Raw genomic sequence first — 22187 nt, 5'->3', positions numbered from 1 at the left:
GGCTCAGCCGGCCCTTTTGTTTTGCCTCCTCCCCGGCGCCTTCTTGAGAAAAATCCTTCGCGGCGGTTTTTTCTCTGGCGGAATCAATCAGGCCGCGTTAAGCGATGAATCCCATGGCGCGATATGTATTCATCACAGGCGGCGTGGTTTCCTCACTTGGAAAAGGCATAGCCGCGGCGGCCCTTGGAGCTCTCCTGCAGGCGCGAGGCTATCGCGCACGCATCAAAAAACTCGACCCTTACCTCAATGTCGACCCCGGCACGATGTCGCCGTATCAACATGGCGAGGTGTTCGTCACCGATGATGGCGCCGAGACCGATCTCGATCTTGGCCACTACGAGCGCTTCACCGGCCGCTCGGCCAATCAACAGGACAACATCACCACCGGCCGCATCTACAAGAACATCATCGAGCGCGAGCGGCGCGGCGACTATCTCGGCGCCACGGTGCAGGTCATCCCGCACGTCACCGACGAGATCAAGAATTTCGTCCTCAACGGCAATGACGACTATGATTTCGTGCTGTGCGAGATCGGCGGCACGGTCGGCGACATCGAGGCGATGCCGTTCCTCGAGGCCATCCGCCAGCTCGGCAACGATCTGCCGCGCAACAACGCCGTCTATGTGCATCTGACATTGATGCCCTACATCCCGACGGCCGGCGAGCTGAAAACCAAGCCGACTCAGCATTCAGTCAAGGAATTGCGCGGTATCGGCATCGCGCCCGATATTCTTTTGGTACGAGCAGACCGCGCCATCCCCAAGGAAGAGCGCAGAAAGCTCTCGCTGTTCTGTAACGTCCGGGAAAGCGCGGTCATCCAGGCGCTCGACGTGCCGCACATCTACGACGTGCCGATGGCCTACCACAAGGAAGGGCTTGATTCGGAAGTGCTGGCGGCCTTCGGTATCGACCCGGCGCCGAAGCCGCGCATGGAGCCCTGGCAGAAAGTGTCGGATCGGATCCACAATCCGGAAGGCGAGGTGACCATCGCCATCGTCGGCAAATATACCGGCCTCAAGGATGCCTACAAATCGCTGATCGAGGCACTTTCGCATGGCGGGCTGGCCAATCATGTCAAGGTCAAGCTCGACTGGATCGAATCGGAGATCTTCGAAAAGGAGGATCCGACGCCGTGGCTGGAAAAGGTGCACGGTATCCTGGTTCCCGGCGGCTTTGGCGAACGTGGCTCCGAAGGCAAGGTCCTGGCGGCGAAGTTCGCGCGCGAGCGCAAGGTGCCGTATTTCGGCATCTGCTTCGGCATGCAGATGGCTTGCATCGAGGCGGCTCGCTCGCTGGCCGGCGTCGAAGACGCGTCCTCGACCGAATTCGGCCCGACCAAGGAGCCGGTCGTCGGGCTGATGACCGAATGGCTGAAGGGCAACATGCTGGAGAAGCGGCGGGAAACCGGCGATCTGGGTGGCACGATGCGGCTCGGCGCCTATCAGGCCGATCTCGCCAAGGGATCCAAGATTGCCGATATCTATGGCGACACGCAGATTTCCGAGCGCCACCGTCACCGCTACGAGGTCAACATCGACTACAAGCAGCGGCTCGAGGATTGCGGCCTGGTGTTTGCCGGCATGTCGCCCGACGGCGTGTTGCCGGAAACGGTCGAATACCCTGACCATCCCTGGTTCATCGGCGTGCAGTATCACCCCGAGTTGAAGAGCCGGCCACTCGATCCGCACCCGCTGTTCGCCAGCTTCATCGAGGCGGCGGTGGAACAGTCACGCCTGGTTTGAGCGATAGGCCGGAGGATCTGGCCATGCAAACTTATGTCGCGCTGCTCTACAGCATTGGCCTCGGCGAGGGGCGGCGCCTTGTCATGTCCGATCTAAGGGCAATGGCGGAGGACCTGGGCCTCAAGAATGCCCGGACGCTGATTGCGACCGGCAATCTGGTCTTCGAAGCGCGGGCATACAAGATTTCCAGTTTAGAGCAGCGGCTGGAAACAGCCTTCGAAAAGACCTTTGGCCGCCATGTCGATATCATCGTGCGCGGCGCGAAGGACTGGCTAAAGCTTGCTGCCGGCAATCCATTCGCCGATCAGTCCGTAGATGCTGGCGACCAGGTGGCGGTGCGGGTGATGCGGGAGCCGGTGCCGCCGGACGCTGCCGCGGCGCTGCAGGCCTATGCCGCCGCAGATGAGAAGGTGCTCTATGTCGGCGGCGACATCTGGGTGGTCTTTTCGCGCGAGCGACCAAGCTCGCGGCTGCTTGCGGCGACCAACCACAAGCGTCTCGGCATAGGCACGTCGCGCAACTGGAACACGGTGTGCAAGCTGGCCGAGATGGTCGCAGATAAGGGAGTAGGGCAGTAAGGCAATAAGGCAATAAGGGGTAGGGACGGTACTGCCCTACTGCCCTACTGCCCTACTGCCTCATTCCCCTATTCAAGCTTTCGCCATTCTGGCCCCCGCACCCACTGCGGCGGTGCGCAGCACATAATAGATGATGCCGGCGATGGCGACGCCGAAGAACCAGCCATAGACGCCCCACCAGGACGGAAGCCAATTGGTGAAATTCGGCAGGATCGACGAGAAGACCGCGCCGATGCCGGCGGCGATGAAGGCATTGACGTGCCATCCACCTTGGAAGCGGAACTCGCCGTCCTCGCGATAAAGCGCCTCGACATCGACCTCGCCCTTCCGGATGAGGTAGTAGTCGACCATCATGACGCCGAAGATCGGCCCCATCGTCGCGCCGATGATGTTGACGAAGGACGCGGCGCTGCCTTCCCACGGGGCGAAGGGATAGAGCACAAGCGCGATGATAGCCGCGATGTAGCCGCCCTTCTTGAAATCGATCCGACGTGGGAAGACGTTGGAGAAGTCGAATGCCGGCGAGACGAAGTTCGCCACGACGTTGATGCCGAGCGTCGCGACGGCGAAGGTCAAGGCGGCGAGCGCGGCCAGGAACCAGCTGTCGAACTTGGCCGAGATCTGGTCAGGGTGCAGCAGCACTTCATGATAGACGTCATAGGCGGCGATGGTGGTGACGCCGGCGACCAGCGAGAACAGGATCAGGTTGATCGGCAGGCCCCAGATGTTGCCCTTGCGCAGTGACGCCTTGTCCGGCGCGTAGCGGGCGAAATCGCAGAAGTTGAGATAGAGCGCCGAGAAATAGGTCACCCAGATGGCGGCCACCGCGAACAGCGAGGTCCATGAACCCGGTTCGCCCGGCACGCCCGCGTCCTTGGTCTTTTCCTTCAGCACGTCCATCGGGATGTCGCTGGTGAAAGCGAAGGTACCGGATTTGACGCAGAGATAGACTGCCAGGATCAGCATCATCACCCAGACGGCAGGCCCGGCCCAGTCCTGGAAGCGGCGCACCGTTTCCATGCCCTTCTGGATGATCAGCAGTTGCAGCGCCCAGATGACCACGAAGCAGATCACCTCCAGGCCTGAATGGCCGAGGAAATGCGTACTGGCGTTGAAATCGGCGAACCATTGCGAGCGGATCAGCAGGGCGACGATCGCGCCGGAGGCGGCCGCCGTTTGCGCGCCGTACCAGAAGCAGGCGACGATAGCGCGTACCAGCGCCGGTATGTTGGCGCCCCAGATACCGAAGGAAGCGCGGGCAAGAACGGGGTAGGGCACGCCCGTCTTCACGCCCGCATAGCCGACCATGTTCATCAGCGCGTAGATGATCAGCGAGCCGATGCCGATTGCGATAATGAAGTTGACGAAGCCGCCGCAGAACAGAAACAGGCTGGCGGCGAGATAGTAGCCCCAGAGGCTATGAACGTCCGACGTCCAGACGTTGAAGATCGAAAACGGTCCCCAATTGCGGATTTTCGCGGGAGCGAGATCCTCGTTGTATAGGTCAGGCGATGCACCTTGTATTGTCATTGCAACGTCCCCTTTTGCCAAAACGCGCCCTCACGCGTTGACCGCAGAGATTAAGCCTGACGTCAGGGAACCGGCAAGCAATCCATTTGTCGGCTTTGGCCTTAAAGATATTCAATGCGAACCGCGATTATCGTGGGACCGCAATGGTGGGCCGCTGCCGAATCCCCGGTCGGGTGATTCGAATTTCGGTAACGGCGATGCTGTCCAGGCGATGCCCGATCGCAGCGGGAGCACTGCCGTTCGGGCGGCTGGAGGTAAAGGAATATCGGCCCGGCCACAAAGTGGCTTGTCATATCCCGACGATGTAGCCAGCTTCTTCGGTGGCCGCTTTCGACCGGCGGATTTTTTTAAAGATTTTACCTTCTGCGTGGAACCAACCGCCAGATGCCGCGTTTCATTGGGTTCGATCGCGCGCAATGCGATCGACCGGGAGGAAACTATGGACTACCTGCATTTCTTTTCGCCCGTGCGGATATCGCGCGGGCAGGGACACCCTGTAGAAGAAGTAGATAGTGTCGCCGAAGCGATGGTTTTCCTGCGCAAATGGCCAGCGGGAAGGCGTGGGCCTGTGTATCAGTGTGCGCTGAACTGCTGCTCGGCTGCCCTGTCGGGCCAGATGTCGGCCGAAGAAGCAAGGAAAGCGTTCACTGGCTTTGCCCGGATCACGCGGCTTCTCGATGATGACATGGCGATGCCGATAGGCAGCGACAGTATGGCAAGCGTACACGCGCTACGGCGCTAGGTGCCCGCGCCCCTTTGCTCCTGGTGGGTCGCGCCCGTTGCGGGCGCGACGTTGCCGCGTTTGACCTTCAGGGCAGGTCGGCGGGTGCCGAGCCACTTGACCGGGAGTTAATCGGGCCTGCTAACCAGAGCCGGCATATGCGGTGGCAGCATCGCTCCGGTGCCTGCCAATCTGAACACGATCGCACGAGTTCTCACTGAAGTAGCCATTCATTGTGATGACGAGGCGTCAGCGGCCCGGTCGCCGCGTTGGGCGCCGCGTTGCAAGTGTATGCTTGCGGGTGCCATCTCGATCGACGCACTTTAACTCTTTGTCTTGTGCGCCATTACGTCATCTTTCCCTGAACGCCTCCGAAGCAACCTTGGCGAGCGGGGAGAGCAAGTAATCGATGACGCGGCGGCTGTCGGTTTTGATTTCCACGGTCACCGTCATGCCCGAAGCCAGAGGGATCATCCCCCCGTCTATGTTGATAGCCTGTTCCTGAAGCGCGATGGTGACCGGGAAGACGAAGTTCTGGGGCTGGCCGGCCTGGCCGGCGGGCGCGGCGCCGGCCGTATTGGCGGCGGCTGCGGCGTTGGCGAAGCCACGCTTGGCCTCCTGCTCCTCGACCGCCGCGGAGGCGACGCGCGTGACCGTGCCGTGCAACACGCCAAAACGAGTGAAGGGGAAGGCGTCGACCTTGATGACCGCGCTCTGGCCGGGCTTGATGAAGCCGATGTCGAGGTTGGCGACGAGCGCCTCAACCTGAAGCGCCCGCGCCGTCGGCGCGACGACCAGGAGTTGCTGCCCGGTGGTCACGACTTGACCGACCGTGGTGACCGCGATCTCCTGTGCGATGCCGTCGATCGGCGAATAGAGCTTGGTATGCGCGAGGCGTGCGCTCGCCTTGATGACGGCCTGTTCGGCTTCGTCCGCTTTGCGCTCGGCGTCGGCGAGTTTGTTCTCGTTGTCGGCTGCGAATTGCGAGAGTGTCACAATCTTCTCGCTCGCGAGCTCTTTCAGCGCGGCATCGGTTTCGATCAGTTGCCCCTGGTCCGAGGCGAGCGACGATTGTGATTTTTCCAGCTGCTCCGTTGAGTCGTAGAGATTGACCTTGCTGCCGACCTGGCGATCGAGCGCCTCCTGACGGGTGCCGACAAGCTGGGTCAGCGTTTCGATTAACTTGTTCTGGTAGGCGATGCTCATCCCGAGGCGCTGACGCGTCGCTTCCTTCTGCAGACTCTGCTTGTCGAGGCTCTGCAAGGCGCCGATGAGCTGGTTGATGTCTGCCGTCAGCACTGAAGCCTCCCGCAGGCGTATCGCCTCCGGCAACTCGGTTCCCCACACGATTTGCGGCTGGGGGTCGGCCGCGGCTTGCGCCAACTGCGCGATTACGACCTCGTGCTCGTTCGCCTCGCCCGATCTCGCCGGACCATCGAGCACCGCGCGCGCCGTCGCGATAGCGAATCGCCGGCGCGCGATTTCGGCGAGGATCGCATTGAACTCATCGCGCTGCGCCTTCTCTTCCGCCGCCGCCTCAGCCGGATCCAACTCCAGAAGCAGGTCTCCCGCCCTCACGGGCTGTCCATTCTCGACGCGTATTGCGGCGATCTTACCTGGATCGAGCGGTTGAACCACCTTGGCATGGCCGGCCGTGTCGATTTTGCCGGGCGCCACGGCGTGCACGTCGAGCCGCCCGTAGAACGACCAGGCGAGCGCGGCCGCGAAGAAGGCGCAAATCGTCAACATGGTCACCGACGACAGCGGCGGTGCCGGCGTTTCCAGGATCTCGATCGCCGCCGGCAGGAATTCGCGATCGCGGCCGGAGATGACCGCGGGTCGGGCGGCCGGCTGTGGCGATGCGGGAGGGGGCGGCTCGGTTCTCTGGTTCATGCCCCGCCCCTCGCCTGATCCGACTGCAGCGCCCAGAGCCGGGCGTAGAGGCCGCCTTTGCGCGCGAGGAGTTCCTCGTGGCTTCCAATCTCGACGATCGCGCCCCTTTCCATTCCGACGATGCGCGTGCATGGGCGCACCGCCGCCAAGCGATGGGCGATGATCAGCACCGTGCGGCCGCGCACGATCGCGCGCATGTTCTCCTGCACGATGCGCTCGCTCTCGTAGTCCAGCGCCGAGGTCGCTTCGTCGAAGATAAGGATGCGCGGATTGGTGGCGAGCGCGCGGGCGATGGCGATGCGCTGGCGCTGTCCGCCCGAGAGATTGGCGCCGCGCTCCTCGATGATCGTGTCATAGCCCTGCGGCATCTGCGCGATGAACTCGTCGGCGCCGGCGAGCCTGGCCGCCTCAATAACCCATGCCCGCGCCACGGCGGGATCGCCGAGCGCGATGTTTTCGTGAATTGACCGGTTGAACAGGATGTTCTCCTGCAACACGACTCCGATCTGGCGGCGAAGCCAACCCGGATCGAGCTGGGCGATGTCGATGCCGTCGAGCATGATCTGGCCTGCCTGCGGCGAATAGAGCCGTTGCACCACCTTGACCAGCGTCGACTTGCCGGAGCCCGACGCACCGACAAAGCCGATGACTTCGCCCGGGGCGATCGACAGCGTGACATTGCGCAGCGCCTCAGCCGCGTCGGGCCGATAGCGAAGCGACACGCCGCGCAGGTCGATCCCGCCCCTCGGCGGCGGCAGCGTCAGCAGGTTCTGAGGCATCGGTTCTGGCGGCGTGTTCAGGATGTCGCCGAGCCGCGCCACCGAAACCTGCACCTGCTGGAAGTCCTGCCAGAGCTGAGCGAGGCGAAGAATCGGGGCAACGACCTGGGAGGCGATCATGTTGAACGCGATCAGTTCGCCGACCGTCATCGCGCCGTTGATCACCGCCTGTGCGCCGAAGAGCAGGATCAGCGCCGTCGTCACCTTGCTGACATACTGGATGAGGTTCTGTCCGAGCGCGCCGGTGACACCGGCGTCGAACGAGGTGCGGACATAGGACGCGAGCCGCTCTTCCCATTGCGCCTGCATCATCGGCTCGACGCTCGCCGCCTTCAGGGTCGGCGCTCCGACAATCGATTCGACAAGAAACTGCTGCGAGCGCGCGCCGCGGTTGAACTTTTCATTGATCTGCTCGCGAAGAATCGGGCGGATCAGCACCGCAATCAGGAGATAGACGGGGATCGTCCCGAGCACCACCAGCGTCAGTGTGGGCGAATAGATGAACATCACGACGAAGAAGACCGCCGTGAAGACGAGGTCGAGCAGCGAGGTCAGGCCCTGTCCGGTCAGGAAGCCGCGGATCGTCTCGAGTTCGCGCACGCGCGCAACCGTCTGACCGGTTGCGCGCGTCTCGAAATAAGCGAGGGGCAGGCGAAAGAGGTGGTGGAACAGGCGCCGGCCGAGCTCGACATCCATTCGGTTGGTTGTATGGCTCAGCGTATAGGCGCGCAGGAATTGCAGGACCGACTCGAACAGTCCCAGCGTCATCAGGCCGACGATCAGCACCGTCAGGGTGGACACCCCCTTATGCACCAGCACCTTGTCGACGATGAGCTGGAAGAACACCGGCGTGATAAGCGCGAACAGCTGCACGAAGAGCGATGCGATCACGACCTGGGCGAGAGGCCGCCGGTAACGCAGGATCGAGGGCAGGAACCAGCGGAATCCGAAAGTTCTGGGATCGGTTCCCGCGCCGCCAAGGCGGCGCGTGACCAGAACCACTTCGCCGGACGACAGCGCGGCAATGTCCTCGATCGGCAATTCCCGGGCAATGCGGACGATCGGATCGAGCAGCCGCGCGAGCCCCTTCGTGGGGGAGGCCGCCAGGACGCCGAAGGTGCCGTCCTTGAGGCCGATCAGCGCGGGATAGGGAATGGTGGCGAGGCGCTTGGCTTTGATGCGGCGCAGGATGCGCGAGCGCAGCTCCAGGACATTCGCGCCGCGGACGATATCCTCGGCCGCGGCGAATCGCCCCGTCAGCGCAAGCTGATGGCGCATTTGCGCCGGGTCGGCGGCGATGCGGTAGTAGCCCGCGATCACCGCCAGCCCGGCCAGGCCAGAATCCATCGGCGTGAATAGCGGCGGAGCGGGTTCGACTCTGGACAGCTCGGTCGGCGCGCGCGCTGCTTCGGGCGGCTCGGTCTCCGCGGTCACGCCGGTCATCTCGCTGCTCGCTTGGTCCACTGCCCACCCCCAAAAAAGGGCCGAGCCGGGTTCCCGGCTCGGCCGAAGCATCCCTAGACAGTGGGCGCCGTCAGGTTGATGTTGAGTGTGCCTGTCCCTGCCTCTAGGCCGGTGTTCGGCACGCTGTGGAACGCATCGTAGTCCTGTAGCGCGAGGTTGAAGGCCATGTGGACGTCCGAGCCTGCGACGAAGGTTCCGGCACTCACCGGGCCCACGTCGAACGAGTGATTGGCGTTGTTGTAAGTCGTGTCGACGTTGGTAGCGACCAGGCGGTCGAACCCGTCGGCGGTGCTGGCGAGGATATAGACGCCAGGAATGTATTTGAGGCCCTCCACATCCACGCCCTTGACGTCCCCCGTCGGTGCGAAATTGAACGTCACGGACTCGGTCTTGCCGCCGGAGGTGATCGATTTCGTCCCATCCCCGGTGAAATCGGCGAGGACTGTCTCATTGCCACTGCTGTCAAAGGTCACGAGCTTGACTTCGGTGATCGCGTCCTGACCCGAATCGCTCGGGAACGTCCCTCCTTGGGCGAGCGGGCCTTGAGCGACATCGTAGGCGTCGAGGCGGATGTCGACGGCCGCGTTCGGGCCGCCCGACCCATTGACTTGGGCCAGGGTAAAGCCGCTGTCGTTGACCTCGTAGTGACCGGCATAGCCGAGAGTACCGAGGGACTTCAGGTCGTTCGTGGTGTTGATCGAATGGACGTCGTTGACGAAGTCGATCCGGATGGCGTTGCCGTCCTTGACCGACTGGGCGTCAGTGCCGGTGCCGATCGAACTGGGGTTGACCGTGTCCGTGCCGGCAGTCTTGCCGGTGAAGACCACAGACATGCCCGGGGTGACCGGCTGCTTCGTCGTCGGGTTGAACGGCAGCGAGAACCAGGCGTAGTCACCGGCCGGAACGTCGGCGAAGTCGCTGAAGAGGGTATGCGAGCCGTTGCCGATCGCCTGCAGCATGTCGAACGTGTACTGATTGTTGCCCGGATCGGTCGTGATGGTGAACACGTCGTCCGCAGCGTTCACGCCGGTGGAGTCGGTCGTCGCAGTCAGCGTGCCCGTGCCGAAGCCGAACAGGTAGATGGCCGACCCGTCCGCTGTTGTCAGGGGGGTCCCGGTCGCGCCGCTGTCGAGCTGGCCCGTGAGTTGCGAGCCGTTCGTGCCGGTGAAGGTCAGGGCGCCGAAGCCGTCGGCCCCGGCGTGGTCATCGATGTTCAGGGCGGGGTACGGATCATTCGCACCGCCAGTCAGGTTTTTGGTGGCCGTCGAGCCGGCGGCGTCCTGGATGTTGTCCGCACTGGCGATCGGCACCGGCGTGAAGTTTTCCGGCACGTCGTCGACGACCGTCACCGTCAGCGCCGCGAGGGCGGCGGTGGCCGTACTGCCGTCGGCGTCGGTCGCCTGGACGATCGAGCTGAAGTCAATCGTGGTGACGCTCGAGTCGTCCGCGCCGGGCTCCTGATCAACGGGCGCCAAAAGCGTGAAGGTCCAGACTCCCGTCGCCTCGGTCAGCTCGAGCGTGAATACAGTTGTCGTGCCCGCCTTCGCGGTCAGGGTGTCGACCCCGCCATTGCTCGTCACTGGGTCGTAGGTCACCGCCGTCCCGTCGGATACCAGGTCCGTTGGTAGGCTGGAGGTGTCAGTCGAAAGCCGGTAGGAGAGCGGCGTATCGACGCCCGGATTGAACAGGGTCGTCACCGAGCCGGTCGCCATGTCGCTGCCGTCCTTGTCCGGAAGGAGATTGGTCGACAGCTTGTCCTCGTCGACCGCCCCCGTCACCGTCTTGTCGCTCGCGCTCGGCACGCTGTCCTCGAAGATGATGCGCGAGCCGACTTCCTGGGTCTCGGTGGTGGGCGTCGTCGTCGTCTGCGTTTGCGTGACGTTGAGAATGTCGAAGCCCGGATTGTTGCCCGGGGGCATGATGTTCTCGACCACGAACTGGTCGAATTGCGCGCCGCTCAGGGAGGTGAATCGGACCTTCTCGCCCACGGTGAGGCCGTTGACGATCCCATTGGGGGCGCTGGGGGTGCCGCCGAAGGTGATGCCGTTTTGTGCGCCAGCTATGGCCGAATCGGCGAGTAGGATCGTCCCTCTGTAGACTTGGATGTCGCCGAGCGCGACCAGGTTGGTGGACGTGCTCGTGTCCGTGCTGTTGAACGTTGAGTTGGTCTGGTTCTGGGCGATGATCTGCACGTTCACCGACCTGCCAGTGGGGGTTACCTGGCTGATGTCGAAGCTCGCCCCCGTTCCTTCTGTATAGGCGAGGGTGTTGAGTGACCCGGTGGTGAGGAAGGCCTTGTCCTTCGTCGAGCCGCCCGAGAAACTCGAGACGAAATCGAAGCGCAAGGCCCCGCCGGGAGTGATCGACTGGGTGTTGCTGCCGTCACCGACCGAACTGGTGTTGACGGTGTCGGGACTGGACGTGCTCGCGTCGAGCCCGGTCATGAGGACCTTCGCCGTAACGTCGCTGCTGCTCGTGAACGACAGCCAATAGTTTTGTCCGGGCTTCTTGGTGCCGATGTTGAATGATGTGGTGGTGGTGGAGCTGGACGATCCGCTGACGTAGACATGGTCGGAGAGATTGAGGGTGTTGGCGTCCTCGCCCGCCGCGGGGTTGGTGTTGGTGAGGGCTTCGTACTGCACGACCCAGATCGTCGCGCCGTTGCTCGTTGGCTGCAGCAGGAGGGCGAAGGCGACTGTGCCGGTGCTGTTCAGCTCGCGGCCGAGCACGATGTCGGGGTTGCTCGAGTCGGAGTAGAGGAAGATCTCCTGGCCGTCGATAGCCTTGAAGCCGGTGTCGACGCCGTTCAACGCCAATCCGCTGCTGTCGGTGAACTTCAAATTCTGGTCGGTCGTGCTGACGATCGTCGTGTCCTCGGAGATGCCGATCGCCTTGGTCGTACCGCTGGCGGTGGTCGTATCGGGATAAATGCCGAGCGCCGTCAGCCTGTCCCCGAGCGAGGATGAAATATTGGTCTGGAAAGTGGATAGCGTGACGTTGTCGTCGGAATCGGTGGCGTCGCTGTCCGTCGCAAGAGTTGTCAGTCCTAGGTTTTCGTCCTCAATGACTTTGCCGAAGATGGTAATTGACATGGTGTACCTCCCTGCTCAGCGGCCAATGCGCTGGAGCGTTCCTGTTTGCAGTTGATTTCCGATGATCACCCGAACCCATCCAAGCGGATGGGGCGGCGACGGCGCTGATGGTTTCCGCCACGTTTGCCGTGGCCTGCACGAAGTCGGCCTGAAAGATGACCTCCGGTGAGGTCAGTCCGCCCAGACCGTAGCGACTTGGAAGATATTGCGGTGTGGTGTTGGCGCTGTCCGGCGCAATGGACGGATCGACATCGTCGTCCGTTAGGTCGGTGGGCTCGTCGACTAGGATGTCCTGGGACGGGATGTCGAGCGACATCGAGATTCTCCCTGGTTTAATGCGGCAGGTGCAAATCGGCCCCAACGCCGGCAACCGGCCGCATGGGCGCGCATCCGCCGGCAAGGCCGGCGCTACGCGTCCTCGTTAAAGAAACTGGAGTAATGCAATGGATCGGGGGTAGGGCGTCGAGGGCATTCCAGGCCCTTCGCTCATGCCCCGATCAGGCATTTCTGCGAGGACGCATCCCGCGCGCGTGGATCATCCGCAGTCGGCGAATGCTATTAGGCAACAAATAGGCCATGATGATGACCCCCTCCGTGGCACGCCCCCAATGTGGATGCCTGCCTCCCTTTATTAGCAATAGCTAAAAAGCTACTCCAATTTGTGGATAATTCAATATGCCTCTTGCATTTTGAAATAAATTGTGACTCTAAACCGATTCAAACGAGCGGCAAACAAACCGCAGAGTCGCGGCATTGCTCGCCCGGCAAGCGTTTGAAAAGCAAAGACAAGATCATAGGCTTGGGCCGCAGTTCATTGGGTCAACACTGACCGGCCTTGCCAGAAACGAATACATGCTGGAAGCAAAACTCGCAATCGCCCCGATGATGGACTGGACGGACCGCCATTGCCGGTTCTTCCATCGCCAGCTGACGGGCCATGCGCTGCTTTATACAGAAATGGTGGTCGCCGACGCAGTTATCCAAGGTGCGCGCGAAAGGCTGCTCGGCTTCGATGCGGCGGAACATCCCATCGCCTTGCAGCTCGGCGGCTCTGATCCCGCAAAACTTGCCGAGGCGGCGCGCATCGGCGAGGCCTTCGGGTATGACGAGATCAATCTCAATGTCGGCTGCCCGTCCGACCGCGTTCAGTCAGGTATGTTCGGCGCCTGTCTGATGAAAGTGCCCGACCTCGTCGCCGACTGCGTCGCGGCGATGAAGGCGGCGGTAGCAATACCCGTCACGGTCAAGTGCCGGATCGGCGTCGACGAACAGGATCCGGAGCCGGCACTGGATGCGCTGGCCGACCAGGTGTTCGCTGCCGGCGCCGACGCTTTGTGGGTGCATGCACGCAAAGCGTGGCTCGAGGGATTGAGCCCCAAGGAAAACCGGGACATCCCGCCGCTCGACTATAACAGGGTCTATCGGCTGAAGGCTGGAAAACCGAACAAATTCATCGGCATCAATGGCGGTATTCAGTCGCTTGAAGAAGCGCGCGTGCATCTCGACCATGTCGACGGCGCCATGCTTGGCCGCGCCGCCTACCACACGCCCGGCATTCTGGCCGGCGTCGATGCCGCCTTCTACGGCGCGAAGCCCGAAGCGTTCGATTTCGCCGCGCTGATCGATGCGATGGCGGACTATGCGGCACACCACATCGAGCAGGGCGGGCGGCTGGGCCATGTCACCCGCCATATGGTCGGGCTGTTCCATGGGCTGCCCGGTGCGCGGCGCTACCGCCAAATTCTGTCGACGGACGCGACGCGGCCCGGTGCCGGGCCTGCCCTGCTGAAGAAGGCCTTCGAGGCTGTCGAGTTCGGCGGAGCCGCAGCCGAGGCGGCCTGACCTCAATCCCTGAGGATCATACGATCGCCGCGCACGTCGAAACCCGACAGCGAGCCGATGAAATTCATGCCGAGCAGGCTTTGGCTCAGCATGCCGGGCGCGGCGACCATCACCGACATGTCCTTGCGCACGATGCCGCCGATCGCCACTTGGTCGGTTTTGACCGCCGCGGCGCGTGCCATGCCGTTGGCTGTCGAAACCGGGATCGTGTAGTTGAGCGCGGCCGGATTGAAGCCGGCGGCTTGCGCATCCTCCGAAGTCAACACGGTGCTGGTCGCGCCGGTGTCGACAACGGCCCTTACCGGATTGCCATTGACCAGGATGCGCGCTTCGAAATGACCGTTGTCGGCCTTGTCAAGGGTCACCGTGGCATGGCCGTCTTCGACGCCGAGCGCCAGCGGGCTGCCGGGAACGAGGCCGGCAGTGACCCGGCTGGCGATATCTTGCAGTTCGTAGCGATACTGATAGCCTGCGACCAGCGCGAGCACGATGGCCACCCAAGCGCCGAGGTTGCGGGCCATGGCGCCCAAGGGGCGGCCGGAGCGAAGCAGGCCGGCGCCGATGAGGGCGCCGAAGGCACCAAGCCAGATCAGCCGGCCGAAATCATAATTCTCGATGCCGAGCGTGCTGCCGGCGGAATCGTTGATCATGAGCAGGACCACTCCTACCCCGATCACGGCCATCACTATCCAGAATAACCGGCCCATCAACGCCTCATCAAAGTGCGTCGCGTTCGCGCGCCATGCGGGTGCGGCGCGTTTCCCGGCGAGGCCGGCGCTCGACCGTTTCCAGCCGAGCCGGCAGTTCAGCCATCACATTGCGGCGTGCTTCCTGCGTCATGCTCATCCAGGCGCCGATTTCATCGCGCGTGCGGCCGCAACCGAAGCAGAAGCCGGTTTTCATATCGATCGAACAGACCAGGATGCAGGGAGATTCGATGGCCGTCATGACTTTCTCTCGAGGGATCCGTGCGGAATCCGCTCTTCCACTCCCACATGGTGCAACGGCAAAGCCAATGCAAGCCCTCGCGATCACGCCTTCCGCGGCCGCCTTTGCGGCAACCAGGGACAATGATCAGGGAAGGTTGTGCCAATCGCGCAACGCGGCTATGCCGCTCACCAACTCCAGGAATGATTGCTCACGACATGACCAGCGCGCTGCCTTTCGACGATTTTCGCAACCTGCTCGACAACCTGCCGGCTGCCGACCTCAAAGCTGAAGCGCGGGTGCGCGCGCTGTTTGCCAAGGCCGACAAGCCACGCAATTCGCTCGGCCGCATCGAGGACATCGCCGCGTGGCTTGCCGCATGGAGCGGCCGGGCTCCGCCCGCCGTGATAAGGCCGTTGATGGCTGTCTTTGCCGGCAATCATGGCGTTGTCAGGCACGGCATTTCGCCACGGCCGGTGGCGACTACCGCCAACGCGGTGGAGCTTTGCGCGGCCGGGGGTGCGGCTATCAACCAGATCTGCATTGCCAACGATCTCGGACTGAAGGTGTTCGATCTTGCCCTGCACATCCCGACCGGCGACATCATCGAGGATGCTGCACTCGACGAGCGTGGCTGTGCCGCCACGATGGCCTTTGGCATGGAGGCGATCGCCGGCGGCACCGACCTGCTTTGCCTTGGCGACCTCGGCGTCGGCAATTCCACTGTCGCCGCCGCCCTGCTCGCAGCGCTGTTTGGAGGTAGGGGTGCCGACTGGATTGGTCCGGGATCCGGCGCCGATGCGGCCATGCAGGCCCGCAAGGCGGAGGTGGTCGATGCGGCCCTGGCATTTCATGGCGGCCATCTCGAAGCCCCGTTCGAAGTGCTGCGCAGGGTCGGCGGCCGCGAGTTCGCGGCGATAGCCGGCGCCATCCTCGCCGCGCGGATGCAGAACGTCCCGGTGGTGCTCGACGGCTTTGCGGCAACCGCGGCCGCGGCGGTGCTGTATGCCGCGAACGCCGCAGCCCTCGACCATTGTGTTCTCGCCAGCCTGTCGCCGGAGCCCGCGCATGCAAGGGCCGCCGAGTTGCTTGGCTTGCGGCCGCTGCTCGACCTGGGTATCAGCCACGGCGAAGGGGCAGGGGCAGCGCTTGCCGCGGGCCTGGTCAAGGCGGCGGCGCTGACCAGTTCGGGAATGGCAGCAGCAGTGCGGTTATAGCCACCCGCGCACCGATGAAATCCTCTACCGCCTGCGCGCCGCCACCGCCGCGGTCGGCAGCGCCGGCAGTTCTTCCATCACTCGGCTCAGCGGGAAAATGGCGATCGCCTCTGTGCCTTCGCGCAGCTTGGAGTGCAACTCGAACTCGCCGCCATGCATGGCGAGCAAGCCTTGCACGATGGGCAGGCCAAGGCCGGTGCCCTGTTCGGCGCTCTTGATGGCGATCGAGCCCTGGCCGAAGGCCGAAAGCACGACAGGAATCTCGTCCTCGGGAATGCCCGGGCCATTGTCCTTGATCGAAATGTATTGCCCACCCCCAGCCGTCCAGCCGACGCGGACGCGGATTTCGCCGCCGGTGGCGGTGAACTTGATGGCATTGGACAGGAGGTTGAGTGTGATCTGGCGCACGGCACGCTCGTCGGCGAACAGCCGTGGCAATGTCGGTTCGAAATCCTGGACGACGCGGATGTCCTTGTTGCGTGCCTTCAACTCCATCATATGGCAGCAATCCTCGACGATGTTGAGCAACATCACCGGTTCCTCGTTGAGCTGGTAGCGGCCGGCCTCGATGCGGGACAGATCGAGGATCTCGTTGATCAGATCGAGCAGATGCTGGCCGGAATCATGCACGTCGTGGGCGTAGTCGCGATAGGTGGGATTGCTCATCGGCCCCAGCACTTCGTTCGCCATCACTTCGGAAAAGCCGAGAATGGCATTGAGCGGCGTGCGCAATTCATGGCTCATCGAAGCGAGGAAGCGCGACTTTGCCAAGTTGGCATCCTCGGCCCGCCGGCGTGCTTCGTCCGACATCGATTTCGCTGTTTCCAGCTCAGCGATCAGCGCGTCCTTTTCGGAGCGGAACGACAACAGCATCAAGGAGGAGCGATTGATGTGACGGGCGACATAGGCGAAGAAAGGCAACGACAGGGCAAGCAGCGCCGCCATGATCGCCTCGACCGGCATCCACAGCTTGGCCCCGGTATAGGCATAGAGCGCCACCGGTACGGCGAAGGTTGCCAACAGTGCGCCGCTGAGGGACGAGGCCATGACCGCCGTCCCGGCCATGGCAAGCAGCAGCACCACCGCCTTGACCACCTGGAACTGGTCGAGGGCGCAGGCGCCGCAGCCGAGCCAGACGAACCAGGCCCAGCCGAGACCGCAAAGGAAATGGCCGGCCAGGAACTCCCTTCGCGCCTGCGAGGGATTGATCTCGGAAGCCTCCGTCCGCTCAATGCGCCGCGCCATTAAGGCGACGATCGTGTAGCAGGTGAGCGTGAACAGCGCCCAGAGCCCGATCTCGTTGCCGACGCCGGCGAACCGTCCCGTCGCGGCGATCGCCAGCACGAGTAGCGGGATGACCACGGCGCCGCTCGTCATGGCGCGGGCGTGGAGTTTCAGGAGTTCGCGGTCGAAATCGGGATTGCCCGCCTGCTGCGAAAGACGGTCGCGCGTCTTGCGCACCGCGCGCGCCACATCGCTGTTGCGATGCGGTTTCCTGCGGTCCACAATGAACTTGTCCGCTGTGTTCGAGCGTTGCAGGGGCATCAAAGACTTCAATTTATGCGCGCAGCGATTTCAAGGCGTTAAGCTACGTTCGAATGATTAACCAACCGTTTGCCATATGAGCCGTTCCTGGTCACCAAGGCCGCGCCGGCGGTATGCGGTGCCGCGCCCGAGAAGCCTGCGGCGTAAAATGCTGGACTACGGGCTGACCGTGATCATTCTCGGCCTGCTGATCCTGTTGGCGGCGCGCCTCGACCGGGTGGAGACACGCAAGACGCAAGGTGCAGCCGTCGTCAATGATGGCGATTCGATTACGCTCGGCACCGAACGCATCCGGATGCGCGGCATCGACGCCCCGGAATACACCCAAACCTGCCGCAAGAACGGCGCCGATTATCCCTGTGGTACGCTTGCGCGCCAATCGCTGGTGCGCCTGATCGCCAGCCGGCCGGTCACCTGCAGCGGCTGGCAACGCGATCGCTATGGCCGGTTACTCGGCCACTGCATGGCCGGCGGTACCGATCTTAACCGCGCTCAGGTCGAGGCCGGCTGGGCCGTCGCCTATGGTGACTTCGAAAACGAGCAAGCGATTGCGCGCGCGACAAAGGTTGGTATCTGGGCGGGTACCTTCGACCAGCCGCAGGACTGGCGCGCCAGCCATCGCGGCGAGCTTGTCGAGCGCAAGCACGGCACGCTGGCGTCGATCGGTGACGCCGTGCGAGAGATCTTTCGCTTCTGGTGAAGCGTATCTGGTGGAAGGGAAGGAGGATCGAATGAAACTCTTCGACGGCGGCCGGGCGCCCAACCCGCGGCGGGTTCGCATTTTCCTCGCCGAGAAGGGGATCTCGGTTCCGCTGGTATCCATCGACATGGGCGCGCTGGAGCACAAGAACGAAGCGGTGAGTTCGCGCAACCCTTTGCAACGCCTGCCAGTGCTGGAGCTTGACGACGGCACCGTCATCACCGAATCCGTCGCCATCTGCCGCTATTTCGAGGAGTTGCACCCGGAGCCAGCCCTGTTCGGACGTGGCGCGCTCGGCAAGGCACAGGTCGAGATGTGGCAAAGACGAATGGAGTTCAATTTGCTCAGTTGCGTCGCCCAGGCCTTTCGCCATATCCATCCGGCGATGAAGGAATGGGAAATCCCACAGATCCCCGAATGGGGCGAGGCCAACAAGCCGAAGGCGGTCGCGTTCCTGAAACTCCTCGACGGAGAGTTGGCCAATCGGGAGTTCGCCGCCGGCGACAGCTATTCGATTGCCGACATCACCGGCCTGATCGCGATCGACTTCATGAAGCCGGCACGGATCAAGGTGCCGGAGGAATGCAGCAATGTGCTGCGTTGGTATCAGGCGATCTCCAGCCGGCCGAGTGCCGCCGCTTGAGCGTGGAACTGGACAGATTCGCCGCGACGGTCCGCACCTGCCGCATCTGCGTCGAAAATCCCATCGGCAAGCCACTGCGGCATGAGCCGCGACCGGTGCTGCGGCCATCGTCCAGCGCCCGCATTCTGATCGCCAGCCAGGCGCCGGGAACCAAGGTGCACCTGTCGGGCATGCCGTTCACCGACGCTTCCGGCGACCGCCTGCGTAACTGGCTTGGTGTGACCAGCGACGAGTTCTACGACATCGAGAAATTCGCCATCGTGCCGATGGGCTTCTGCTTCCCTGGCCAGGACGCCAAGGGCGGTGACCTGCCGCCAAGGCGCGAATGCGCGCCGGCCTGGCGCGCGCCTTTGATGGCCTTGATGCCGAAGATCGACCTGGTGCTGACGATCGGCATCTATGCTCAGTCGTGGCATATGGGCGCCGCGCGCCGTCCCTCGGTGACGGAAACGGTGATGGACTGGCGGGCCATATGGGACAATTCTGTCGGCCCGAAAGTGCTGCCGCTGCCACATCCGTCCTGGCGAAACACCGGCTGGTTGAAGCAGAATCCATGGTTCGAAATGGATTTGCTGCCTTTCCTGCGGTCGGAAATCCGCTATCGCATCGGCTGAGCGTTCAGCAAGAAATCACCTGCTTTCAAGCCAGCCGGCAGAATTTCTTTCTTGTGAATGGCCTGAATAAAAGGGAATATAGCGAAACTATTCCTCAGGAGCCCCCGATGGACCGCCTTGACCGAAAAATTCTCCGCCTCCTGCAGGAGGACGCGACGCTCGCTGTCGCCGATGTCGCCAAGAAAGTCGGCCTGTCGACCACGCCATGCTGGCGCCGCATCCAAAAACTCGAGGAGGAGGGTGTCATCAAGCGGCGCGTCGCCATTCTCGACCACGAGAAGGTCAATGTGCGCGTCACCGTTTTCGTGTCGATCCGCACCAATTCGCACAGCCATGAATGGCTGCGGCGGTTTTCCGAAGTCATCCAGGAATTTCCCGAGGTCGTCGAGTTCTACCGCATGAGCGGCGACGTCGACTATCTGCTGCGCGTCGTGGTGCCCGACATCGCCGCTTACGACGCGTTCTACAAGCGGCTGATCGCCAAGATCGAGATTCGGGACGTGTCCTCGTCGTTCGCCATGGAGCAGATCAAATACACGACCGAAATCCCGCTCGACTACATGGTGCTGGACAAGGAATCGGGCGCGAACGCCGCCTGAGCTTTCGGTCGATCAGTTCTTCTTCTTGTTGAGGAATGTCCAGGGCGAGTTCACCGGCAGGGTGATGGTGTCAGACACAGTGTCGACCCCGACCACTTCCGCCTTGCGGACGGTGTAACCGGACTGAATGACGCTGACGCCATCGAGAATGAACAGCTGGCTTTTCTCCATGCCCGGCTTCAGGGCACCTGTGACGGCGACCGGCTGGTAAGCTTCCGACATCTTGTAGGGATGGGCTGGTGTGACCAGTACGATCTGGTTGGGCGGCGGCGTCGGCATGTGGCTGCATGCGCCCGTCCACGGTACCAACAGGAACTGATAGACGAGGTCGCCGTCGCGATCGACCGGCAATGCATAGCCGGCTAATTGTATGATCTTGTCCTGCAGGCCAACGGACAGCGTCTCGCCATGGTCGGGCAATTTTGCCGCGATCATCGGCAGGCCGGCATCTTCGGTAAGCGCCTGGGTGGCCGGGCGCAAATCCTTCCAGAAGATGTGCATGGTCGCGGCCGAGGCGCCGGCAACGGAGAGAGACAGCGCCGCCGCGAGCGCTATGATCGACTTGAAACAGTTCATGGCCGCTTCCCTTGCTGGGGAGTAAAGACTTCGAGCCCAATGGCGTCAATGCTCGAGCCTCATCACATGTCGGCGAGAGCCGGCCATCCCGGTCTCGTTGAAACCGCGAGCAGCAAACATGTCGCGAAAGCCCATGAAACGGTAGCTCGGTGACGCCTCGTCCACCGGATAGGCCTCTGACGCGCGCCCCCTTGGTGAAGGCGTGCTCGATGGCCGCATCGAGCAATGCCGAAGCAAGCCCGCCGCCGCGCAAAGCCCTTGGCACGTAGAAGCAGACGATCGACCAGACGCCCGTCTCGGCGTCGTCCTGCTGCCTTGAAAGCTTGCGATAGGTCTCGCGCGGCGCGACCGAGCACCAGGCGACGGCCTTTCCGTCGATATGGGCGAGGATGCCGACCGGCGTGCCGGCGTCGATGAGCGCCGTCATCCGACGTTTCTTCTCGTCGTTCTGGATATGCTCGCGACCGGCGTGTCGCCAGGCCATGCACCAGCAATATTTCGGCGCACCGGGCTGCTCGAACAAGGTCTCGAAGCTGACGCGTGTTGCCGGTGTCACCTCGGTGAAACGGATATCGGCGTATTCAGATTTTTCTGGCGGCGAGGCGTTCGAGCGTCTTGGCATCTGACAGTTCCTTCGCGGCATCTTTGCCGACCCAACGCCTGGTCTTGTCGCTGGAAACCGCAAATTTCTGCGCCAGGGCGAGGGCAGGAGCATGCAACGTCACCGATCGCTTACCGATCTGCCGCAGCGCCCAATTGACCGCTTTCCTGACGAAATTGCGTTCATCACCGGCATGGGCGTCGATCAATCGCAGATAAGGCAGGAACGTCGCGTCAGGTTCCTTCTTCAGATGCACCGCCGCCCATGCCAGCATCGCAAAGGCCGTGCGGCGGACGAATTCGCGCTCGTCGGCCGCGAACTCTTCGATCAGTTCACGCCAGAACGGCGTGTCCACGAACAAGTCCGACACAGTGTCGACAACTTCCCAGGAATCGAAATCGCCGGCCCAGCGGCGGCATTCCTCAATGGTGATCTCCTTTGGCTCACCAGTGAAAGCGATCAGCCTCGCTTCGCGAATGCCGCTGTCCCACAGCGCCAGGGACCGTTCGTGGTTGCGCTTCAGCTTGCGCGCCAAGGGCCGCAAATCCACATTGCCAACACCGAGCGCGGTCGCGGTGTTGATGCCGAACCGCGCCATGCCGCGGCGATTCTCCTCGGTGCCGATCGAGCGCAGATGCGCGACGACCTCCTGCGCGGTCCAGCCTGGAGCGGGCAGGGACATGGGCGCCTACTTCTCCAGCCGCGCCAGCAGCGAGGACGTGTCCCAACGCTTGCCGCCCATGGCCTGCACGTCCTTGTAGAACTGGTCGACAAGCGCGGTCACCGGCAGCTTGGCGCCGTTGCGGTCGGCTTCCGCCAGGCAGATGCCGAGGTCCTTGCGCATCCAGTCGACGGCGAAACCGAAATCATATTTACCGGCATTCATGGTCTTGTGCCGGTTCTCCATCTGCCAGGAGCCGGCCGCGCCCTTGGAGATCACCTCGATCACCTTCTCGATGTCGAGACCGGCCTTCTTGCCGAAATGGATGCCTTCCGACAGTCCCTGCACCAGCCCGGCGATGCAGATCTGGTTGATCATCTTGGTGAGCTGGCCGGCGCCTGCCGACCCCATCAGTCCGACCATACGGGCGTAGGCGTCGATGACCGGCCTGGCTTTGTCGAAG

At 62.8% G+C, this 22187-nt stretch carries 20 protein-coding genes and 1 pseudogene; 9 read left to right on the top strand and 12 right to left on the bottom strand.

Annotated features, from left to right (window positions below):
* Positions 1 to 104: 104 nt before the first annotated feature.
* Positions 105 to 1742: a CTP synthase gene (locus tag FJ938_RS08630; RefSeq protein WP_140692829.1), complete on the top strand. Its 1638-nt coding sequence runs from the start codon at positions 105 to 107 to the stop codon at positions 1740 to 1742.
* Positions 1743 to 1765: 23 nt separating this feature from the next.
* Positions 1766 to 2320, top strand: a complete 555-nt coding sequence (locus FJ938_RS08625; RefSeq protein WP_140760196.1) for a DUF1697 domain-containing protein — start codon at positions 1766 to 1768, stop codon at positions 2318 to 2320.
* Positions 2321 to 2392: 72 nt separating this feature from the next.
* Here FJ938_RS08625 and FJ938_RS08620 read toward each other — a convergent pair whose 3' ends face one another.
* Positions 2393 to 3850, bottom strand: coding sequence for an NCS1 family nucleobase:cation symporter-1 (locus tag FJ938_RS08620; RefSeq protein WP_140606956.1), 1458 nt, complete (start codon positions 3848 to 3850; stop codon positions 2393 to 2395).
* A 439-nt stretch (positions 3851 to 4289) separates the two neighbouring features.
* Between FJ938_RS08620 and FJ938_RS30375 the strand changes: the two genes are divergently transcribed.
* Positions 4290 to 4592: a DUF982 domain-containing protein gene (locus FJ938_RS30375; RefSeq protein WP_140606955.1), complete on the top strand. Its 303-nt coding sequence runs from the start codon at positions 4290 to 4292 to the stop codon at positions 4590 to 4592.
* A gap of 330 nt (positions 4593 to 4922) precedes the next feature.
* Here FJ938_RS30375 and FJ938_RS08610 read toward each other — a convergent pair whose 3' ends face one another.
* The 4 genes from FJ938_RS08610 to FJ938_RS08595 all read right to left on the bottom strand — a co-directional run bounded on the left by FJ938_RS08610 (position 4923) and on the right by FJ938_RS08595 (position 12115).
* Positions 4923 to 6464 (bottom strand): HlyD family type I secretion periplasmic adaptor subunit, encoded by a 1542-nt coding sequence (locus tag FJ938_RS08610; protein ID WP_140692827.1) that lies wholly within the window; start codon positions 6462 to 6464, stop codon positions 4923 to 4925.
* Positions 6461 to 8590: a type I secretion system permease/ATPase gene (locus FJ938_RS08605; RefSeq protein WP_140693046.1), complete on the bottom strand. Its 2130-nt coding sequence runs from the start codon at positions 8588 to 8590 to the stop codon at positions 6461 to 6463. The genes FJ938_RS08610 and FJ938_RS08605 overlap by 4 nt, the downstream gene beginning before the upstream one ends.
* A gap of 170 nt (positions 8591 to 8760) precedes the next feature.
* Entirely contained in the window at positions 8761 to 11799 is a 3039-nt protein-coding gene (locus FJ938_RS08600; protein ID WP_140692825.1) for a hypothetical protein, read from the bottom strand.
* Entirely contained in the window at positions 11768 to 12115 is a 348-nt protein-coding gene (locus tag FJ938_RS08595; RefSeq protein WP_140606951.1) for a hypothetical protein, read from the bottom strand. The genes FJ938_RS08600 and FJ938_RS08595 overlap by 32 nt, the downstream gene beginning before the upstream one ends.
* A 536-nt stretch (positions 12116 to 12651) precedes the next feature.
* Here FJ938_RS08595 and dusA point away from each other — a divergent pair.
* Complete coding sequence (dusA, locus tag FJ938_RS08590; RefSeq protein ID WP_140692823.1) at positions 12652 to 13641, top strand: tRNA dihydrouridine(20/20a) synthase DusA; 990 nt, start codon at positions 12652 to 12654, stop codon at positions 13639 to 13641.
* 2 nt (positions 13642 to 13643) lie between these two features.
* Here the strand turns inward: dusA and FJ938_RS08585 are convergent, their stop codons facing one another.
* Both FJ938_RS08585 and FJ938_RS08580 read right to left on the bottom strand, forming a co-directional pair.
* A complete protein-coding gene (locus FJ938_RS08585; RefSeq protein WP_140606949.1) occupies positions 13644 to 14348 on the bottom strand; it encodes a TIGR02281 family clan AA aspartic protease in 705 nt (234 codons plus the stop codon).
* A 10-nt stretch (positions 14349 to 14358) separates the two neighbouring features.
* Positions 14359 to 14589, bottom strand: coding sequence for a DUF1289 domain-containing protein (locus FJ938_RS08580; protein WP_140692821.1), 231 nt, complete (start codon positions 14587 to 14589; stop codon positions 14359 to 14361).
* A 197-nt stretch (positions 14590 to 14786) separates the two neighbouring features.
* On the opposite strand from FJ938_RS08580, the gene FJ938_RS08575 reads away from it, so the two are divergent.
* Positions 14787 to 15785: a nicotinate-nucleotide--dimethylbenzimidazole phosphoribosyltransferase gene (locus FJ938_RS08575; protein WP_140606947.1), complete on the top strand. Its 999-nt coding sequence runs from the start codon at positions 14787 to 14789 to the stop codon at positions 15783 to 15785.
* Positions 15786 to 15809: 24 nt separating this feature from the next.
* On the opposite strand, the gene FJ938_RS08570 is transcribed toward FJ938_RS08575, so the two are convergent.
* Positions 15810 to 17330, bottom strand: coding sequence for an ATP-binding protein (locus FJ938_RS08570; RefSeq protein WP_140606946.1), 1521 nt, complete (start codon positions 17328 to 17330; stop codon positions 15810 to 15812).
* Between the two features lie 76 nt (positions 17331 to 17406).
* On the opposite strand from FJ938_RS08570, the gene FJ938_RS08565 reads away from it, so the two are divergent.
* From FJ938_RS08565 to FJ938_RS08550, 4 genes are all read left to right on the top strand, one after another.
* Positions 17407 to 18030, top strand: coding sequence for a thermonuclease family protein (locus FJ938_RS08565; RefSeq protein WP_140606945.1), 624 nt, complete (start codon positions 17407 to 17409; stop codon positions 18028 to 18030).
* 31 nt (positions 18031 to 18061) lie between these two features.
* Complete coding sequence (locus FJ938_RS08560) at positions 18062 to 18673, top strand: glutathione S-transferase (protein ID WP_140606944.1); 612 nt, start codon at positions 18062 to 18064, stop codon at positions 18671 to 18673.
* Complete coding sequence (locus tag FJ938_RS08555; RefSeq protein ID WP_140606943.1) at positions 18613 to 19287, top strand: uracil-DNA glycosylase family protein; 675 nt, start codon at positions 18613 to 18615, stop codon at positions 19285 to 19287. The genes FJ938_RS08560 and FJ938_RS08555 overlap by 61 nt, the downstream gene beginning before the upstream one ends.
* 107 nt (positions 19288 to 19394) lie before the next feature.
* A complete protein-coding gene (locus FJ938_RS08550) occupies positions 19395 to 19886 on the top strand; it encodes an Lrp/AsnC family transcriptional regulator (protein ID WP_006205209.1) in 492 nt (163 codons plus the stop codon).
* 12 nt (positions 19887 to 19898) lie between these two features.
* On the opposite strand, the gene FJ938_RS08545 is transcribed toward FJ938_RS08550, so the two are convergent.
* The 4 genes and pseudogenes from FJ938_RS08545 to FJ938_RS08530 form a co-directional block, all read right to left on the bottom strand.
* Positions 19899 to 20462, bottom strand: coding sequence for a DUF3299 domain-containing protein (locus tag FJ938_RS08545; RefSeq protein ID WP_140606942.1), 564 nt, complete (start codon positions 20460 to 20462; stop codon positions 19899 to 19901).
* Between the two features lie 241 nt (positions 20463 to 20703).
* A pseudogene (locus FJ938_RS29840) lies at positions 20704 to 20889 on the bottom strand (GNAT family N-acetyltransferase); the annotation flags it as partial.
* A gap of 154 nt (positions 20890 to 21043) precedes the next feature.
* Positions 21044 to 21745 (bottom strand): DNA alkylation repair protein, encoded by a 702-nt coding sequence (locus tag FJ938_RS08535; protein ID WP_140692818.1) that lies wholly within the window; start codon positions 21743 to 21745, stop codon positions 21044 to 21046.
* Positions 21746 to 21751: 6 nt separating this feature from the next.
* Positions 21752 to 22187, bottom strand: a 436-nt coding sequence (locus FJ938_RS08530) for an NAD(P)-dependent oxidoreductase (RefSeq protein WP_140692816.1), incomplete at its 5' end; no start/stop codon positions are given.

This window comes from Mesorhizobium sp. B2-4-14, from assembly GCF_006442155.1.
GTDB lineage: Bacteria > Pseudomonadota > Alphaproteobacteria > Rhizobiales > Rhizobiaceae > Mesorhizobium.
Note: the sequence above shows the minus strand (reverse complement) of the source record. Positions and strands in the feature narration are given on the sequence as shown.

Bases quoted from the DNA above. Each gene is read 5' to 3' on its own strand.
- FJ938_RS30375 (WP_140606955.1), top strand. From the start codon at position 4,290: ATGGACTACCTGCATTTCTTTTCGCCCGTGCGGATATCGCGCGGGCAG.
- FJ938_RS08610 (WP_140692827.1), bottom strand. From the start codon at position 6,464: ATGAACCAGAGAACCGAGCCGCCCCCTCCCGCATCGCCACAGCCGGCC.
- FJ938_RS08620 (WP_140606956.1), bottom strand. From the start codon at position 3,850: ATGACAATACAAGGTGCATCGCCTGACCTATACAACGAGGATCTCGCT.
- FJ938_RS08630 (WP_140692829.1), top strand. From the start codon at position 105: ATGAATCCCATGGCGCGATATGTATTCATCACAGGCGGCGTGGTTTCC.
- FJ938_RS08550 (WP_006205209.1), top strand. From the start codon at position 19,395: ATGGACCGCCTTGACCGAAAAATTCTCCGCCTCCTGCAGGAGGACGCG.
- FJ938_RS08570 (WP_140606946.1), bottom strand. From the start codon at position 17,330: ATGCCCCTGCAACGCTCGAACACAGCGGACAAGTTCATTGTGGACCGC.
- FJ938_RS08545 (WP_140606942.1), bottom strand. From the start codon at position 20,462: ATGAACTGTTTCAAGTCGATCATAGCGCTCGCGGCGGCGCTGTCTCTC.
- FJ938_RS08585 (WP_140606949.1), bottom strand. From the start codon at position 14,348: ATGGGCCGGTTATTCTGGATAGTGATGGCCGTGATCGGGGTAGGAGTG.
- FJ938_RS08580 (WP_140692821.1), bottom strand. From the start codon at position 14,589: ATGACGGCCATCGAATCTCCCTGCATCCTGGTCTGTTCGATCGATATG.
- dusA (WP_140692823.1), top strand. From the start codon at position 12,652: ATGCTGGAAGCAAAACTCGCAATCGCCCCGATGATGGACTGGACGGAC.
- FJ938_RS08575 (WP_140606947.1), top strand. From the start codon at position 14,787: ATGACCAGCGCGCTGCCTTTCGACGATTTTCGCAACCTGCTCGACAAC.
- FJ938_RS08560 (WP_140606944.1), top strand. From the start codon at position 18,062: ATGAAACTCTTCGACGGCGGCCGGGCGCCCAACCCGCGGCGGGTTCGC.
- FJ938_RS08625 (WP_140760196.1), top strand. From the start codon at position 1,766: ATGCAAACTTATGTCGCGCTGCTCTACAGCATTGGCCTCGGCGAGGGG.
- FJ938_RS08565 (WP_140606945.1), top strand. From the start codon at position 17,407: ATGAGCCGTTCCTGGTCACCAAGGCCGCGCCGGCGGTATGCGGTGCCG.
- FJ938_RS08605 (WP_140693046.1), bottom strand. From the start codon at position 8,590: ATGGATTCTGGCCTGGCCGGGCTGGCGGTGATCGCGGGCTACTACCGC.
- FJ938_RS08595 (WP_140606951.1), bottom strand. From the start codon at position 12,115: ATGTCGCTCGACATCCCGTCCCAGGACATCCTAGTCGACGAGCCCACC.
- FJ938_RS08555 (WP_140606943.1), top strand. From the start codon at position 18,613: ATGCAGCAATGTGCTGCGTTGGTATCAGGCGATCTCCAGCCGGCCGAG.
- FJ938_RS08535 (WP_140692818.1), bottom strand. From the start codon at position 21,745: ATGTCCCTGCCCGCTCCAGGCTGGACCGCGCAGGAGGTCGTCGCGCAT.
- FJ938_RS08600 (WP_140692825.1), bottom strand. From the start codon at position 11,799: ATGTCAATTACCATCTTCGGCAAAGTCATTGAGGACGAAAACCTAGGA.